Annotated in this window: 18 protein-coding genes; 15 read left to right on the top strand and 3 right to left on the bottom strand. The window is 70.6% G+C overall.

The features are described from left to right. The first annotated feature begins 83 nt into the window (after positions 1-83). From hemL to ABZ898_RS26040, 8 genes are all read left to right on the top strand, one after another. Positions 84-1,400, top strand: coding sequence for a glutamate-1-semialdehyde 2,1-aminomutase (gene hemL, locus ABZ898_RS26075; protein WP_361663583.1), 1,317 nt, complete (start codon positions 84-86; stop codon positions 1,398-1,400). Positions 1,401-1,468: 68 nt separating this feature from the next. Next, positions 1,469-2,125 carry a histidine phosphatase family protein gene (locus ABZ898_RS26070; protein WP_361663685.1) on the top strand — a complete coding sequence of 219 codons (657 nt, stop codon included), beginning with the start codon at positions 1,469-1,471 and terminating at the stop codon, positions 2,123-2,125. Positions 2,126-2,257: 132 nt separating this feature from the next. Beyond that, positions 2,258-3,502, top strand: coding sequence for a hypothetical protein (locus ABZ898_RS26065; protein ID WP_361663580.1), 1,245 nt, complete (start codon positions 2,258-2,260; stop codon positions 3,500-3,502). A 103-nt stretch (positions 3,503-3,605) separates the two neighbouring features. Next, positions 3,606-4,196, top strand: coding sequence for a TlpA disulfide reductase family protein (locus ABZ898_RS26060; RefSeq protein WP_361663577.1), 591 nt, complete (start codon positions 3,606-3,608; stop codon positions 4,194-4,196). A 1-nt stretch (position 4,197) separates the two neighbouring features. Beyond that, positions 4,198-4,971: a cytochrome c biogenesis protein CcdA gene (locus ABZ898_RS26055; protein ID WP_361663574.1), complete on the top strand. Its 774-nt coding sequence runs from the start codon at positions 4,198-4,200 to the stop codon at positions 4,969-4,971. Positions 4,972-4,974: 3 nt separating this feature from the next. After that, a complete protein-coding gene (locus tag ABZ898_RS26050) occupies positions 4,975-6,666 on the top strand; it encodes a cytochrome c biogenesis protein ResB (RefSeq protein ID WP_361663571.1) in 1,692 nt (563 codons plus the stop codon). Continuing rightward, positions 6,663-7,763, top strand: coding sequence for a c-type cytochrome biogenesis protein CcsB (gene ccsB / locus ABZ898_RS26045; RefSeq protein ID WP_361663568.1), 1,101 nt, complete (start codon positions 6,663-6,665; stop codon positions 7,761-7,763). The genes ABZ898_RS26050 and ccsB overlap by 4 nt, the downstream gene beginning before the upstream one ends. 25 nt (positions 7,764-7,788) lie before the next feature. After that, a complete protein-coding gene (locus tag ABZ898_RS26040) occupies positions 7,789-8,214 on the top strand; it encodes a hypothetical protein (protein ID WP_361663566.1) in 426 nt (141 codons plus the stop codon). On the opposite strand, the gene ABZ898_RS26035 is transcribed toward ABZ898_RS26040, so the two are convergent. From ABZ898_RS26035 to ABZ898_RS26025, 3 genes are all read right to left on the bottom strand, one after another. After that, on the bottom strand, positions 8,182-9,576 hold the full coding sequence (locus ABZ898_RS26035) for a condensation domain-containing protein (RefSeq protein WP_361663563.1): 1,395 nt from the start codon (positions 9,574-9,576) through the stop codon (positions 8,182-8,184). The two genes, ABZ898_RS26040 and ABZ898_RS26035, sit on opposite strands and share 33 nt — an antisense overlap. Positions 9,577-9,712: 136 nt before the next feature. Continuing rightward, positions 9,713-10,171, bottom strand: a complete 459-nt coding sequence (locus tag ABZ898_RS26030) for a nucleoside deaminase (protein ID WP_361663560.1) — start codon at positions 10,169-10,171, stop codon at positions 9,713-9,715. A gap of 39 nt (positions 10,172-10,210) precedes the next feature. Then, positions 10,211-10,486, bottom strand: a complete 276-nt coding sequence (locus ABZ898_RS26025) for a PLD nuclease N-terminal domain-containing protein (protein ID WP_361663558.1) — start codon at positions 10,484-10,486, stop codon at positions 10,211-10,213. A 75-nt stretch (positions 10,487-10,561) separates the two neighbouring features. Between ABZ898_RS26025 and ABZ898_RS26020 the strand changes: the two genes are divergently transcribed. From ABZ898_RS26020 to ABZ898_RS25990, 7 genes are all read left to right on the top strand, one after another. Next, positions 10,562-12,019, top strand: coding sequence for a menaquinone biosynthesis decarboxylase (locus ABZ898_RS26020; RefSeq protein ID WP_161146361.1), 1,458 nt, complete (start codon positions 10,562-10,564; stop codon positions 12,017-12,019). Then, positions 12,016-12,921, top strand: a complete 906-nt coding sequence (gene mqnP / locus ABZ898_RS26015) for a menaquinone biosynthesis prenyltransferase MqnP (RefSeq protein ID WP_361663555.1) — start codon at positions 12,016-12,018, stop codon at positions 12,919-12,921. The genes ABZ898_RS26020 and mqnP overlap by 4 nt, the downstream gene beginning before the upstream one ends. A 75-nt stretch (positions 12,922-12,996) precedes the next feature. Beyond that, positions 12,997-13,647, top strand: coding sequence for a UbiX family flavin prenyltransferase (locus ABZ898_RS26010; protein ID WP_361663552.1), 651 nt, complete (start codon positions 12,997-12,999; stop codon positions 13,645-13,647). A 52-nt stretch (positions 13,648-13,699) separates the two neighbouring features. Continuing rightward, entirely contained in the window at positions 13,700-14,155 is a 456-nt protein-coding gene (locus ABZ898_RS26005) for an Lrp/AsnC family transcriptional regulator (RefSeq protein ID WP_018543802.1), read from the top strand. A 60-nt stretch (positions 14,156-14,215) separates the two neighbouring features. Continuing rightward, positions 14,216-15,379: an aminofutalosine synthase MqnE gene (mqnE, locus tag ABZ898_RS26000; RefSeq protein ID WP_361663549.1), complete on the top strand. Its 1,164-nt coding sequence runs from the start codon at positions 14,216-14,218 to the stop codon at positions 15,377-15,379. Positions 15,380-15,431: 52 nt separating this feature from the next. Beyond that, the gene (locus ABZ898_RS25995; RefSeq protein ID WP_361663547.1) at positions 15,432-15,974 is read left to right on the top strand and encodes a GNAT family N-acetyltransferase; all 543 of its coding nucleotides are present in this window, start codon (positions 15,432-15,434) and stop codon (positions 15,972-15,974) included. Positions 15,975-16,073: 99 nt separating this feature from the next. After that, positions 16,074-16,361: a DUF4229 domain-containing protein gene (locus ABZ898_RS25990; RefSeq protein ID WP_361663545.1), complete on the top strand. Its 288-nt coding sequence runs from the start codon at positions 16,074-16,076 to the stop codon at positions 16,359-16,361. Positions 16,362-16,591: the final 230 nt, after the last annotated feature.

The raw sequence follows: 16,591 nt of genomic DNA, 5'->3' as shown, positions 1-16,591 counted from the left end.
CGGCGCCGCCGCCGGGCGGCTCCGCCTACCCTGAGGGGGTCACCACCCCACCGGAGTCCGAGAAGTCGGAGAAGCCGCACGTCATGAGCGAAACGCCTTACCCCTACGACGCGCCCGCCTCGCAGGCGCTCTTCGACCGAGCCTCCGTCGTCACCCCGGGCGGCGTGAACTCCCCGGTCCGTGCCTTCCGCGCGGTCGGCGGCACGCCCCGGTTCATGGTCTCGGGCAGCGGCCCGTACCTCACCGACGCCGACGGGCGGGAGTACGTCGACCTGGTGTGCTCCTGGGGTCCGATGATCCTCGGGCACTCGCACCCCGAGGTCGTCGCCGCGGTGCAGGAGGCGGTCGGGCGGGGCACGTCCTTCGGTACGCCCGGTGAGGGCGAGGTCGCGCTCGCCGAGGAGATCGTCGCCCGCGTCGGGCCCGTGGAGCAGGTCCGGCTCGTCAGCAGCGGCACCGAGGCCACCATGTCGGCGATCCGGCTGGCCCGCGGCTTCACCCGCCGCGCCAAGGTGATCAAGTTCGCCGGCTGCTACCACGGCCACGTCGACTCCCTGCTGGCCGCCGCCGGTTCGGGTCTCGCCACCTTCGCGCTGCCGGACACCCCCGGTGTCACCGGTGCGCAGGCCGGGGACACCATCGTGCTGCCGTACAACGACCTGGAGGCGGTGCAGGAGGCGTTCCACCGGCACCCCGGTGAGATCGCGTGCGTGATCACCGAGGCGTCGCCGGGCAACATGGGCGTCGTCCCGCCGGCCCCCGGTTTCAACCAGGGTCTGAAGGACGCCTGTGCCAAGAACGGCGCGCTGTACATCTCCGACGAGGTGATGACCGGTTTCCGCACCTCCCGCGCCGGCTGGTACGGCGTCGACGGCGTGAAGCCCGACCTGATGACCTTCGGCAAGGTGATGGGCGGCGGGTTCCCCGCGGCCGCGTTCGGCGGGCGGGCCGACGTCATGGCGCACCTCGCCCCGGCCGGCCCGGTGTACCAGGCGGGCACCCTCTCCGGTAACCCGGTGGCCACCGCCGCCGGTCTGGCCCAGCTGCGACTGCTGGACGACGCGGCGTACGACAAGGTCGACGCGGTCTCCGCGCAGATCCAGTCGCTGGTCACCGAGGCGCTGACCAAGGAGGGCGTGGCCCACCGGCTGCAGAACGCCTCCAACATGTTCTCGGTGTTCTTCACCGACCGGCAGGTGCGCACCTACGAGGACGCCAAGCGGCAGGAGTCGTTCCGCTTCACCGCGTTCTTCCACTCGCTGCTGGCGAACGGCGTGTACCTCCCGCCGTCGTCCTTCGAGTCCTGGTTCGTGTCCACGGCCCACGACGAGCGGGCCATCCAGAAGATCGCCGACGCCCTCCCGGCGGCGGCCCGAGCCGCCGCGGAGGCGACCGCGTGACCGACCCCGAGAACCCCGAGAACCCCGAGAGCACGGCCGCCGAGAAGGACGTCACCGTCGTCCACGTGATGCGGCACGGCGAGGTCCACAACCCCGACGGCCTGCTGTACGGGCGGCTGCCCGGCTACCACCTCTCCGACCTGGGCCGGAAGATGGCCGAGCGGGTCGCCGAGCACCTGGCCCCGCGCGACATCACGCATGTCGTCGCCTCCCCGCTGGAGCGGGCGCAGGAGACGGCCACGCCGATCGCCAAGGCGCACGGGCTGGACCTCGGTACCGACGCCCGGCTCATCGAGGCGGACAACGTCTTCCAGGGCAAGACCTTCGGGGTCGGCGACGGCGCGCTGCGCAACCCGGACAACTGGAAGCACCTGGTCAACCCGTTCCGGCCGTCCTGGGGAGAGCCGTACATCGACCAGGTGGTGCGGATGACGGGCGCGCTGAACGCGGCGAAGGACGCGGCGCGCGGGCACGAGGCGGTGCTGGTCAGCCATCAGCTCCCGATCTGGATCGTGCGCTCCTACGTCGAGCGGCGCCGGCTCTGGCACGACCCGCGCAAGCGGCAGTGCACGCTGGCCTCGCTGACGTCCTTCACCTACCTCGGTGACAAGATCGTCTCTGTCGGCTACAGCGAGCCCGCGATCGACCTGGTCCCGGCACATCTGCGGGCCGGCGCGAAGCCGCAGAAGGGTGCCGGGGCGCAGGGCAAGGCATTCGGGGCCTGAATCCGCACATTCGGTGTGCTTCGTGTGACTTTGCCGTGTCCGCCGCGAAAGAGCGGCGGATCAAGGAACCTCCCCGTTCGTCACATCATCTGACTGGGTGACACCAGTGGGCGTGACGAATCGGGGAGCTCCATGCAGACCATCACCCGGAGGGGAATACTCGGCCTCGGCGCGGGCGCGACGGCGGCCGGACTCGTCGGCTGCGGCACCTCCGCATCCGTGGGCGGCGGCAAGCACCCGAGCGGTTCCGGCAAGCCCTCGCACAGCGGCAGGCCGCGTACGAAGGCCCGCCCCATCGGTGACGGCTCGACCTCCTTCACCGGCCGGCAGCCCCACCAGCCCGCCCGCCCCGAGCCGCTGGAGCCGGGTCAGACCCCGCCGCAGTTCGTGGTCTTCTCCTGGGACGGCGCCGGCGAGGTCGGCAACGGCCTCTTCCCGCGCTTCCTGGACCTGGCCAAGGAGCACGGCGCGAGCATGACCTTCTTCCTCTCCGGGCTGTATCTGCTGCCCGAGTCGAAGAAGCGGCTCTACGACCCGCCGAACAACCCCCGCGGCGCCTCCGACATCGGCTACCTCACCGACGAGCACGTCAAGGCCACGCTGGCCAACGTGCGCCGGGCGTGGCTGGAGGGCCACGAGATCGGCACCCACTTCAACGGGCACTTCTGCGGCGGCTCCGGCACGGTCGGCAACTGGACTCCCGCCCAGTGGCGCAGTGAGATCGACCAGGCCAAGTCGTTCGTCAAGGAGTGGCGCACCAACACCGGCTGGACCGACCTGCCCGCGCTGCCCTTCGACTACGACAAGGAACTGGTCGGCGGCCGCACCCCCTGTCTGCTCGGCCAGGACAACCTGCTGCCCACCGCGCGCGAGCTGGGCTGGCGCTACGACGCCTCCTCGCCCGGCGGCCGCCAGATGTGGCCCGGCAAGCGCAAGGGCATCTGGGACCTGCCCCTCCAGCAGATACCTTTCCCCGGACACTCCTTCGAGGTGCTGTCCATGGACTACAACATGCTGGCCAACCAGTCGGTCAACTCGACCAAGGCCCCCTCCTACAACTACCCGGGCTGGCGCAAGCAGTCGGCGCAGGCGTACATCGGCGGCTTCCGGCGGGCCTACGAGACCAACCGGGCGCCCTTCTTCATCGGCAACCACTTCGAGGAGTGGAACGGCGGCATCTACATGGACGCCGTCGAGGAGGCGTTCAAGCACATCGCGCGCGAGAAGGAGAAGGGCGCGGATGTGCGCCTGGTCTCCTTCCGGCAGTTCACGGACTGGCTGGACGTCCAGCGGCCCGAGGTGCTGGCCCGGCTGCGCACGCTGGACGTCGGCCAGAAGCCGGCCGGGGGCTGGAAGGGCTTCCTCGCCGCGGCGTGACGGGATGTCCGCAATGTCCCGTGTAAATACGCCCTGAAAGGCGCTTTTCCGCCCGGTAGGGGGGCGGGCGAAACCGCCGGAACAGCCATGCGAAACTTTTCACATGAGTACCCGTAGCCGCGCCGCCCTGCTCGGTGCCGTGGCCGCCGCCGCGGCCCTGACCCTGTCCGCGTGCGGCAGCGGCGGGACCTCCGGCGGAGGCGGCGACACCAACTTCGTCACCGGTCGCAACGGCGTGGACACCGCCGCCAGGGGCGAGCGCGCCCAGGCCCCCGAACTGTCGGGCAGGACCATCGACGGCAAGACCCTCGATGTCGCCGACTACAAGGGCAAGGTCGTCGTCCTCAACGTCTGGGGCTCCTGGTGCGGGCCGTGCCGCCAGGAGGCGAAGTACTTCTCCAAGGTCTCCAAGGCGTACGAGGACAAGGGCGTGCGGTTCGTCGGGATCAACACCCGCGACACCAGCACCACCCCCGCGGTCGCCTTCGAGAAGGCCAACGGGATCGCCTACCCGAGCCTGTACGACCCGACCGGCAAGCTGATGCTCCGCTTCGAGAAGGGGACGCTCAACCCGCAGCTCATCCCCTCCACGCTGATCCTGGACCGGGACGGGAAGGTCGCCGCGCGGGCGCTTCAGGCGCTCGACGACACGGCCCTGGTGAAGATGCTCGATCCGGTCCTCGCGGAGAAGTGACGTGAGCGACCTGCTGACGCTCGCCGCCGTGACGGGCCGCAACGAGACCGTGCACAGCGGCGCCCTGCTCCTCGCGCTGCCCGTCGCGGTCCTCGGCGGGCTGGTCTCCTTCTTCTCGCCCTGCGTGCTCCCGCTGGTCCCCGGCTACCTCTCCTACGTGACCGGCGTCACCGGCACCGACCTGGCCGACGCCCGGCGCGGCAGGATGGCCACCGGCGCCGCCCTGTTCGTGCTCGGCTTCACCGTGGTCTTCGTCTCCGGCGGGGCCCTCTTCGGGTACTTCGGGCAGACGCTCCAGGGCTACAAGGACGTGCTCACGCGGGTCCTCGGCGTCCTGATGATCCTGCTCGGCGTGTTCTTCATGGGCCTGATGCCCTGGCTGACCCAGCGCGAGTTCCGCTTCCACAAGCGCCCGGCCACCGGGCTGGTGGGCGCGCCCGTGCTCGGCGCCCTGTTCGGGATCGGCTGGACGCCCTGCATCGGCCCGACCCTCGCCTCCGTCGTCGCCCTCTCCTCCCAGCAGGCGAGCGCGGGCCGGGGCGCCATACTGACCGTCGCGTACTGCCTCGGGCTCGGCGTGCCCTTCGTGCTCACCGCGATCGCCTTCCGCAAGGCGCTGGGTGCCTTCGGCTGGGTCAAACGCCACTACGTCTGGGTGATGCGGGCCGGCGGCACGATGATGATCGCGACCGGCGTACTGCTGCTGACCGGCGCCTGGGACCACCTGGTGCAGGAGATGCAGACCTGGTCCGACGGCTTCTCTGTGGGGATCTGAACGATGAGCGACACCACGACCGACAACGGCCGGGACCAGGAGGGACTCGGCGCGGCGGGCTCACAGCTCTCCACCGCGCCGCAGGAGGACACCGGGAGCCTGCCGGGCCTCGGCGTCATCGGCTGGGCCCGCTGGTTCTGGCGGCAGCTCACCTCGATGCGGGTCGCGCTGCTGCTGCTCCTGCTGCTCTCCCTCGGCGCGATCCCGGGCTCGCTGATCCCGCAGACCGGCGCCGACGCCGGCAAGGTCGCGGCGTTCCGCGCGGCCCACACCACGCTCGCGCCGATCTACGACAAGACCGGCCTCTTCCACGTCTACAGCTCGGTGTGGTTCTCCGCGATCTACATCCTGCTGTTCGTCTCCCTCATCGGCTGCATCGTCCCGCGCACCTGGCAGTTCGTCGGCCAGCTCCGCGGCCGCCCGCCGGGCGCCCCCCGCCGCCTGGACCGGCTGCCCGCCTACACCACCTGGCGCACCACGGCCGAGCCCGAGCAGGTCCGCGAGGCGGCGCTCGCCCTGCTGAAGAAGCGCCGCTTCCGCGCCCACCGCGCCGGTGACGCCGTCGCCGCCGAGAAGGGGTACGTGCGCGAGCTGGGCAACCTGCTCTTCCACATCTCGCTGATCGTCCTGCTGGTGGCCTTCGCCTCCGGCCAGCTGTTCAAGTCCGACGGCACCAAGCTGGTGGTCGAGGGCGACGGCTTCTCCAACGCGCTGCCGATGTACGACGACTTCAAGTCCGGCAGCCTGTTCCAGAACGACGACCTGGTGCCGTTCAGCTTCGACCTGAAGGACTTCAAGGGCACCTACGAGCTGTCCGGCCCCAACCGCGGCACCCCGCGCACCTTCGAGGCGAAGATCGACTACAGCGAGGGCGCGGACGGGGCCACCCGCTCCAAGCTCGTCCAGGTCAACGAGCCGCTGAAGATCGACGACTCCAAGGTCTACCTGGTCAGCCACGGCTACGCGCCCGTCATCACCGTCCGCGACGGCAAGGGCGAGGTGGTCTACCAGGACGCCGTGCCGCTGCTCCCGCTGGACGGCAACGTCACCTCGCAGGGCGTCGTCAAGGTCATGGACGGCTACCACGACGCCAAGGGCACCAAGGAGCAGCTCGGCATCCGGGCCTTCTTCCTGCCGACCTACGGCGGCGGCGCCTCCGTCCTCTCCCAGTTCCCGGCCCTGCTGAACCCGGTGCTCAACCTGGAGCCGTACCACGGCGACCTCGGCGTCGACTCGGGTCTGCCGCAGAGCGTCTACCAGCTCGACAAGAAGCACATGAAGGGCTTCAAGGGCGACGACGGCAAGCAGCTGCGGGCCAACCTCAAGCCGGGGCAGACCATGAAGCTGCCCGGCGGCGCCGGCACCGTCACGTTCGAGAAGAACGTCAAGGAATGGGCCGGCTTCCAGATCGTCCAGGAGCCGGGCGGCGCCTGGGCACTGGGCGGCGCCGTCGCCGCCATCCTCGGCCTGGCCGCGTCGCTGTTCATCCAGCGCCGCCGCGTCTGGGTCCGCGTGGTCACCGGTGCCGACGGCGTCACGGTGGTCGAGATGGCCGGCCTCGGCCGCAGCGAGTCCGCGAAGGTCCCCGAGGAGCTGGGCGAGTTCGCCGCGATCCTCTACGACCAGGCGCCCGGCGCCCCCGAAACCCACGAAGACACAACCCGCGCAGTACCTGCCGAAGGGGCTGAGAAGTGACTCTCGCCGCCGCGACCGACCTCGCCACCGCGACCAACGAGCATCTGGCGAGCATCAGCAACACGCTGATCTACTCCTCGATGGCCGTGTACACGCTGGCCTTCTTCGCCTACATCGCCGAATGGCTCCTCGGCAGCCGCAGCAAGGTCGGCCGCACCGCGGCCGCGCTCACGGCCGGCACACCGGCGGCGAAGAGCGCCCCCGCCGTCACCGTGAAGCAGGCGGGCGGCACCACCGTGCTGGAGCGCCCGCGGGTCGTCGTCCGCGCCGCCGCCGGAGCCCGTGACGTGCCCGACGGCCCCGGCGCCCACGGCGGCGACGTCCAGGGAGACATGTACGGCCGGATCGCCGTCTCCCTCACCGTGCTCGCCTTCCTGGTGGAGCTGGCCGGCGTGGTCGCCCGCGCGGCCTCCGTGCAGCGCGCCCCCTGGGGCAACATGTACGAGTTCAACCTGACCTTCTCCACCGTCGCGGTCGGCGTGTACCTGGGCCTGCTCGCATGGAAGAAGAACGTCCGCTGGCTCGGCCTGTTCCTGATCACCACGGTCCTGCTGGACCTCGGTCTCGCCGTCACCGTGCTCTACACCGCCAGCGACCAGCTCGTCCCGGCGCTGCACTCGTACTGGCTGTACATCCACGTCTCCACCGCGATCTTCTGCGGCGCGGTGTTCTACGTCGGCGCGGTCGCCACGATCCTGTACCTCTTCAAGGACTCCTACGAGAGCAAGCTGGAGAGCGGCGGCACCCCGGGCACCTTCGCCCGCTCGGTGCTGGAGAGGCTGCCCGCCTCCGCCTCGCTGGACAAGTTCGCCTACCGGGTCAACGCGGCCGTCTTCCCGCTGTGGACGTTCACGATCATCGCGGGTGCCATCTGGGCGGGCGACGCCTGGGGCCGGTACTGGAACTGGGACCCCAAGGAGACCTGGTCCTTCATCACCTGGGTCGCCTACGCCTGCTACCTCCACGCCCGCGCCACGGCCGGCTGGAAGGGCCGCAAGGCCGCCTACCTGGCGCTCATCGCGTTCGGCTGCTGGCTGTTCAACTACTACGGCGTGAACATCTTCGTCAGCGGCAAGCACTCGTACGCGGGCGTCTGAGCGCCCCGTCGGGGACACTGGTGGCATGCGCGGTTCCATCGAACAGGGCATGAGCCAGACCCACGGGAACACCCACATCCGGCACTTCCTGGTGCGGCTGCCGAGGGCGATGGAGGACGTCTGGCCCGCGGTGGCGGCCGCCGAGGGCCTGTCCGCTTGGTGCACCCCGGTCGACGTGCTCGAACCCCGCCTCGACGGCACGGTCGCGCTGCGCGACCTGGGCGCCGGGCGGGTCACCGCCTGGGACGTGGACCGGGTCGCGGAGTACACCGTCGAGGGCGGCGGCAGACTGCGGTTCCACCTCGAACGCGACGGCGAGGCCGGCAGCATCCTCCGCTTCACCCACGAGCACCAGGGCGAGGGCGCGTCGGCGGCCGAGTGGCGCACCCGCTTCGAGCGACTGCTCGCCTTCTGGGGATCAGACGAGCGGGGCCGCGAGCAGGTCCCGTAGCCGCTCCACGTACAGGCCCATGTTCTTCGCCGCCACGTCCGTGTCCGGGTGGCGGCTGGCCAGCCACAGGCCGTCGTGCAGCCGGTTGACCCACACGCACACCTGGTCGCCGTAGGACACCCGCAGCAGCGCGTGCGCGTTCTGCTCCGCCCAGCGGGCCGCGCCCGGGATACCGCGGGTGTCGACGAAGGAGACGATCGAGTACAGGTCCGGCGAGGTCGGCCGGAAGTCCGCGCCCAGCAGGCTCAGCACCCGCGCCAGCGGCATCCGGGCCAGCGTGCGGTTCGCCTGGAGCTCGGCGCGCACCGCCCGCAGCGTGGAATCCAGGTCCGAGGCGTGGTCCAGCGGCACCTCGATCGGGGCACCGCCCACGAACCAGCCGACCGAGTCGTTCCACTGGGACTTCACCCGCGTGTGGAACGGCACCACCGTCCGGTACACCGACTGCTCGCCCAGCTCCTGCACGATCAGCGCGGTCGCCGCCAGCAGCCCGACCAGGCTGCCCCCGTACGGCCGGCAGCGCGCCTCGAACGCGGCCGCCGTCTCCGCGTCCACCAGCGGCTCGCAGATCATCCGCTGCCGCGGCAGCGGACCGCCCGGCTCCACCCCCAGCTCGACCGGGAACGAGGGCAGCGTGCCGTCGCAGCGCCGGATGAACTCCCGCCACCGCGCGACCGTCTCGTGCCCGCCGTCCAGCCGGTCGGCGTCGGCCCGCTCGATCTCGCAGAAGTCCACGTAACTGGCGGCCGGCGTGCGCACCACCGGCCCGCGCCCCTCAAGGCCCGCCGAGTACAGCTCCTCGATCTCGGCCGGGATGCCGTGCAGCGAGTAGGCGTCCACGTTGCTGTGGTCGAAGGCGAGGAAGACGGTGGCCGAGTCGTCCCGGACCACGGCCGCGTAGATCAGGTTGGGCCAGCGCAGCGCGTCCGCGACCGTGTCGAACCGCTCCTGGAGGTGCGCGGTCAGCGCGGCCGCGTCCGTGAAGTCACCGGCCGCCTCCCGGCGCAGGGTGACGTCGTCGGCGTCCAGGGTGAAGCGGCGCAGCTCGTCGCCGTCCCCGCCCGCCCAGCGGAAGCCGCTGCGCAGCGTCTCGTGCCGGACCGTCCAGGCCCGCAGGGCCTCCTGGAGCACATCGAGGTCGACCGGTCCGGGCAGGTCGAAGCAGGTGCCGAGCCAGGTCGGCACGAACAGGCCGTCCTCCCGGACGTGCCGGGCCGTCCGGATGTGCGACTCCTGGATGTAGGCGGGCGGGCGGGAGTCCTCCGGCAGGCCGTGCGCCGTGGCGACGGTCGCCGGACTCAGCGTCCACTCGACGAGCCGCCCCGGCCGGACCTCGCAGCGCTGGATGTCAGTGATTCGCACGCGTCTCCGATCGCAGAAGGGGACCCCGGTGTAAGGGCCCCCCGTCAAGGGAATGCCGTCGCACGCGGTGGAGACATGCCCGCGCGGGGCTTTTCAGCGGAACGGATGGCGGGCCGAACGCCTGACCGTGCGCCGCTCAGGGCCCGGCGACCCCGATGTCCTCGTTCCACAGCGCGGGATGCGCCGCGGCGAACTCCCGCATCAGCGCGGAGCACTCGGGATCGTCCAGCACGATCACCTCCACCCCGTGCGCGGCCAGCCACGCGTGCCCGCCGCTGAAGGTGCCCGCCTCCCCGACCACGACCCGGGAGATCCCGAACTGCCGCACGAGCCCGGAGCAGTACCAGCACGGCGACAGCGTGGTGACCATGGTCGTGCCGCGGTAGGAGCGCCGCCGCCCCGCGTCCCGGAAGGCCGCCGTCTCGGCGTGCGTCGCCGGGTCGCCGTCCTGCACCCGCCGGTTGCGGCCCCGCCCGAGCAGCTCCCCGCCGGGTCCGTAGAGCGCGGCCCCGATCGGGATGCCGCCCTCCGCCCGTCCCGCGCGCGCCTCTTCGACCGCGGTACGCAGCCACGTCCGGGCCGGCTCCAGATCCATGGGGGCACTGTCCCCCGGATCACGCGTGCGCGAAACGCCTCACTCGGTGCCCGGCTCGTCCTTCTTCAGGGAGCGCAGGAAGTCCGGGTCGTCGTCGGGGGCCACCCAGGCCGGGCCGGGACCGGTGGTCCGGCGGACCTTGCCGGTGATCAGCCAGGCCAGCGGGCCGATCAGGACCTCGCCGAAGAGCAGGACGATGAACACCCAGGCCACCTTCGGCAGGTGGCGGACCTCGTCCTCGGGGGTGTTCAGACAGTCCACGAAGGCGTAGATCCACAGCGCCAGGACCAGCAGGAACGGCAGATACCTGAGCATGGTCGCGCGTTCTCCCCACGATGTGGACGGCCCCGGTGACCGAGCCAGCGTATCCGGTGGCCGATACTGGGACACATGGCTTACGACGATCTTCGCTCCCTGCTGCGGGCGCTGGAGCGCGAGGGAGACCTCAAGCGCATCAAGGCCGAGGTCGACCCATACCTGGAGGTCGGTGAGATCGTCGACCGGGTGCAGAAGGCCGGCGGCCCGGCGCTGCTCTTCGAGAACGTCAAGGGCTCCGCGATGCCCCTGGCGATGAACGTCTTCGGCACCGACCGCCGCCTGCTCAAGGCGCTCGGGCTGAAGTCGTACGCGGAGATCTCCGACAAGATCGGCGGTCTGCTGCGGCCCGAGCTGCCGCACGGCTTCGTCGGCGTCCGTGAGGCGTTCGGCAAGCTCGGCGCGATGGCCCACGTGCCGCCGAAGAAGGTCAAGGGCGACAACGCGCCCGTCCAGGAGGTCGTCCTCACCGGTGACGACGTGGACCTGGACGCGCTCCCGGCCCTGTTCACCTGGCCCAAGGACGGCGGCTCCTTCTTCAACCTCGGGCTGACCCACACCAAGGACCCCGAGACCGGCATCCGCAACCTCGGGCTGTACCGCCTCCAGCGGCACGACAAGCGCACCATCGGCATGCACTGGCAGATCCACAAGGACAGCCGGAACCACTACGCGGTCGCCGCCCGCCGCGGTGAGCGCCTGCCGGTCGCCATCGCCTTCGGCTGCCCGCCCGCCGTCACCTACGCCTCCACCGCCCCGCTGCCCGGCGACATCGACGAGTACATGTTCGCCGGGTTCATCGCGGGCAAGCGGATCGAGATGGTCGACTGCAAGACGGTCCCGCTCCAGGTCCCGGCCAACGCCGAGGTCGTCATCGAGGGCTGGCTGGAGCCGGGCGAGATGCTGCCCGAGGGTCCCTTCGGCGACCACACCGGCTTCTACACCCCGCAGGAACCGTTCCCCGCGCTGAAGATCGACTGCGTGACGATGCGGAAGCGGCCGCTGCTCCAGTCGATCGTGGTCGGCCGCCCGCCGACCGAGGACGGCCCGCTGGGCCGCGCCACGGAACGCTTCTTCCTGCCGCTGCTGAAGATCATCGTCCCGGACATCGTGGACTACCACCTGCCCGAGGCCGGCGGCTTCCACAACTGCGCGATCGTCTCGATCGACAAGAAGTACCCCAAGCACGCGCAGAAGGTGATGTCCGCGATCTGGGGCGCGCACATGATGTCCCTGACCAAGCTGATCGTGGTCGTCGACTCCGACTGCGACGTGCACGACCTGCACGAGGTCGCCTGGCGGGCGCTGGGCAACACCGACTACGCCCGTGACCTGGTGGTCGCCGAGGGCCCCGTCGACCACCTCGACCACGCCTCCTACCAGCAGTTCTGGGGCGGCAAGGCGGGCATCGACGCGACGAAGAAGCTGCCCGAGGAGGGCTACACGAGGGACGGGGGCTGGCCGGACATGGTCCTGTCGGACCCCGCTACGGCGGCGCTGGTCGACCGCCGCTGGAAGGAGTACGGACTGTGAGCACCCCGTCCGCCGCCGCGATCCCGCAGCCGGGCCGCACCAAGGCCTTCCTGCGCCTGGTGATGATCGAGCACTCGGTCTTCGCGCTGCCCTTCGCCTACATCGCCTCGCTGACCGCGATGTACCAGTGGGACAAGAACATCCACTGGGCGCGGCTGCTGCTGGTCACCATCTGCATGGTCGGCCTGCGCACCTTCGCCATGGCGGTCAACCGGATCATCGACCGCGAGATCGACGCCCGTAACCCGCGCACCGCCCAGCGCGAGCTGGTCACCGGCGCGATGTCGGTACGGCACGCGTGGACCGGCGCGCTGGTCGCGCTGGTGGTCTTCCTCGGCGCGGCCGCGCTGCTGAACCCGCTGTGCCTGGCGCTCGCGCCGATCGCGGTGATCCCGATGGTGGTCTATCCGTACGGCAAGCGGTTCACCAACTTCCCGCAGGCCATCCTCGGCCTCGCGCAGGCGATGGGCCCGGTCGGCGGCTGGCTGGCGATCTCCGGCACCTGGTCCTGGGACGCGGTGATCCTCGGCCTCGCGGTCGGCGTCTGGATCGGCGGCTTCGACCTGATCTACGCCTGCCAGGACGTGGAGACCGACCGCGAGATCGGCGTGAAGTCGGTCCCGGCCCGCTTCGGCATCCCGGCCGCGATCTGGGGCGCGCGGGCCTGCCACGCCGTCACGATGGCCCTCTTCGCCTGGTACGCGGTCCTCACCCACGCGGGTCCGTTCTTCTGGCTGGGCCTGGTCATCGTGGGTTCGGCCTTCGTCTACGAGCACCGCATCGTGCGTCCGCACGACCTGTCCCGCCTGAACCGGGCGTTCTTCCAAGTCAACGGGTTCATCGGCATCGCGCTCTTCGTGTGCGCGCTGCTCGATCTGGTCGTCCGGGGTCTGACGGTCTGACCGAGGCGCACCCGGCCTGAACACGGCGCGTCACGCCGGTACTCTCAAGGTGTGAACGCAGGAGAATCGCAGCGCGTGCCTTGGATCGTGGGGGTTTCGGGCGCTTCCGGGACCCCGTACGCGGCGGCGGTGCTGCGGGCGTTGCTGGCGGCCGGGGAGGACGTCGACCTGGTGGTCAGCCGGGCCTCGCGGCTGACGCTGCTGGACGAGACGGGGATCTCGTTCCGGGACGCCCACTGGCGCGAGGACCTGCGGGACTGGCTGGCGCGCGGCGCCGACGGCAAGCCGGACACCTTCGCCCCGGACCTCGGCGGGGTGCGGTACTGGAACGCGGGCGACCTCGCGGCGGGACCGTCCTCGGGGTCGTACCCGGTCAAGGGCATGCTGATCGTCCCGGCCTCCACGGCGTGCGTCGCGGGGGTGGCCCTCGGCCTGTCCAAGGACCTGCTCCAGCGGGCGGCGAGCGTGACGCTGAAGGAGCGCAGGCCGCTGGTGGTGGCGGTGCGCGAGACCCCGCTGAACGGGCAGACCCTGCGCCAGCTCGTCGCGCTGGACGAGGCCGGGGCGAGTGTGGTCCCCGCGTCGCCGGCCTTCTACGCGGGCGCCACCCACATCCAGGACCTGGTGGACTTCGTCGCCGGGCGGGTGCTGGACGCGGCGGGCGTGGGGCACGGCCTGTACCGGCGCTGGAAGGGCGAGCTGGGCGGCGGCGCGCAAGGCAAGTAGCGGTACCTCTCATCTCACACAGGCGAATTTCACACCGGAAGGCTTCGATCGCATGGACGCGGTGGACAGGCAGCTCATCCAGGCCCTGAGGGAGAACGGCCGGGCCTCGTACGCGGAGCTGGGGCGCCTCGTCGGCCTGTCGGGACCCAGCGTCACCGACCGCATCAACCGGCTGGAGGCGGCCGGGGTCATCACCGGTTACCGCGCCACGGTGGACGCGGCCTCGCTGGGCCTCGGGGTGACCGCGCTGATCGGCATCTCGCTCTCCGACGCCGCCGACCACGAGGACGTGGCCCGCCGGCTGAAGGACCTCACCGAGATCGAGGACTGCTGGTTCATCGCCGGCGACGACTCCTTCATGCTCAAGGTCCGCTCCTCCGACGTGGACGGTCTGGAGAAGACCATCCGCCGGCTGAGCGGCACCAAGGGTGTCTCCCGCACCCGCACCACCATCGTGCTCTCCACGAAGTGGGAGAACCGGGTCGGGGAGCTGCCCGAAGAGGTGTGACAGCGGGTCAGGGGGGTCGGGGGAGTACGGTTGGTCAGGTTGTCGTGGAAAGGTGTTGGTATGGACGTCGGACTCAAGCGCGAGCTGGAGGACAAGGTCCGCTCCGGTGAGCGGCTGACCCGTGAGGACGGCATCGCGCTCTACGAGTCGGACGACCTGGCGTGGCTGGGCGGCCTCGCCCATGAGGTGCGCACCCGTAAGAACGGTGACGTGGTGCACTTCAACGTCAACCGGCACCTCAACATGACCAACGTGTGCACGGCGTCGTGCGCCTACTGCTCGTTCCAGCGCAAGCCGGGCGAGAAGGACGCGTACACGATGCGCATCGAGGAGGCCGTGAAGCTGGCCAAGGCGATGGAGTCGGAGAACCTCACCGAGCTGCACATCGTCAACGGCCTGCACCCGAGCCTGCCGTGGCGCTACTACCCGCGCTCCCTGAAGGAGCTGAAGGCCGCGCTGCCGCACGTCTCGCTGAAGGCGTTCACGGCCACCGAGATCCATCACTTCGAGACGATCTCCGGGCTGAGCGCGAGCGAGATCCTGGACGAACTGATCGACGCGGGCCTGGAGTCGCTGACCGGCGGCGGCGCCGAGATCTTCGACTGGGAGGTCCGGCAGCACATCGTGGACCACCGCACCCACTGGGAGGACTGGTCCCGCATCCACCGGCTGGCGCACGAGAAGGGTCTGAAGACCCCGTGCACCATGCTGTACGGGCACATCGAGGAGCCCCGCCACCGGGTGGACCACGTGCTGCGGCTGCGTGAGCTGCAGGACGAGACCGGCGGCTTCCAGGTCTTCATCCCGCTGCGCTACCAGCACGACTTCGTGGACATGAAGGACGGCAAGGTCCGCAACCGCCTCCAGGCGCGCACCCAGATGGCGACCGGCGCCGAGGCGCTGAAGACGTTCGCCGTCTCCCGGCTGCTGTTCGACAACGTCCCGCACGTGAAGGTGTTCTGGGTGATGCACGGCGTGCAGACCGCCCAGCTGGCCCTGCAGCACGGCGCGGACGACATGGACGGCTCGGTCGTCGAGTACAAGATCACGCACGACGCGGACAACTACGGCACGCCGAACAAGCTGACCCGCGAGGACCTGCTGGACCTGATCCGCGACGCCGGCTTCCGTCCGGTGGAGCGGAACACCCGCTACGAGATCATCCGCGAGTACGAGGGTCCGGACCCGCTGCGCCGCGAGACTCCGCAGGCCATGCGCGTCTGAGGGACCGGGCAGTTGGTTGAGCCGGGGCCGGGGTAAGGATTACCTTGGTCCCGTGGCTCTTACCTTCACGCTGGACCCCGCCGTCACCCCCGACCTGCGCGACGGCCTGCTCGACCTGTGGACGGACGTCACCAACTCCGGTGGTCCCGTGGGCTTCGTCGCGCCCGTCACCCGTGAGGACATACGGCCCGAGCTGGTCCGCTCGCTGGCGCGGCTCGCCCAGGGGCACAGCAGGCTGCTGGTCGGGCGGGATGACGAGGGCGGGGCGGACGGCGCGGGCCGCGTCGTGGCGGCCGCCTTCCTCACCTTCAACAGCCACCGGCTGATGACCCACTGGCTGTGGCTGTACACCGTGATGGTCCATCCCAAGCACCAGGGCCGCGGGTACGGCCGGGACCTGCTCGCGGCCGCCGCGGACGCCGCGCGCGGCTTCGAGGGCATCGAGTCCGTCCGGCTCGGCTGCCGCGGCGGCGAGGGCCTGGAGCACTTCTACGCCTCCTGCGGCTACCGCGAGGTGGGCCGGGTGCCGGGTGCCATCCGGGTCGGCCCCGGCGCGTACCGGGACGACATCGCGATGCTGCTGGACCTCGGCTGAGCCCGCCACCCCCTGCCAAGATCGGGTAGGACGCGTGCTTCACTGGACGGTGCACGTGATGGGATTCAGGACCATAACGACACGGAAGAGTGGATTGAGATGCTCCGCTACACACTGATGCGCCTCGGCGTCTTCGCCGGCTGCCTCGTGGTCGCCTGGGGAGCCGTCTACTCCGGGATCTTCCCGCGCGGTTTCGGCGCCTCCAACCTCTTCTGGATCGTGCTGCTCGCCATGGTGCTCTCGGCGCCCATCAGCTGGGTGGTGCTGCGCAAGGAGCGCGAGCGGGCGTCCGTCCAGGTCGCCGGCCGGGTGGACCGGATGAAGGCCAACCTGGACGCGAGCCGCAGCCAGGAGGACACGGCCGAGGCCGGGACCCGGGCTTCCTGACCCCGCCCGCCGGCCCCGTGAACGGGCCGGCCCGCGAAGCGGAACATCCCTCACGAAACCTCCGGGACTGCACACGTCCGGCGCCGGACCACCGCCCGGTGTGCACAGGGTCACCACAGGTGCCTCGTACGATCGCCAGCCTGAGCGGCGGCGCACCGTGCCGACGGAAGGCCGCCCTGAACGCCTCGGTGTGCGAGGCGCGTATGTCATGCAGCAAGCAGTACGCCGCT

It is taken from the genome of Streptomyces sp. NPDC046860, from assembly GCF_040645115.1.
Taxonomy (GTDB): Bacteria; Actinomycetota; Actinomycetes; order Streptomycetales; family Streptomycetaceae; genus Streptomyces.
The sequence above is the reverse complement of the archived record's forward strand: the minus strand, read 5'-3'. Positions and strand labels throughout refer to the sequence as shown.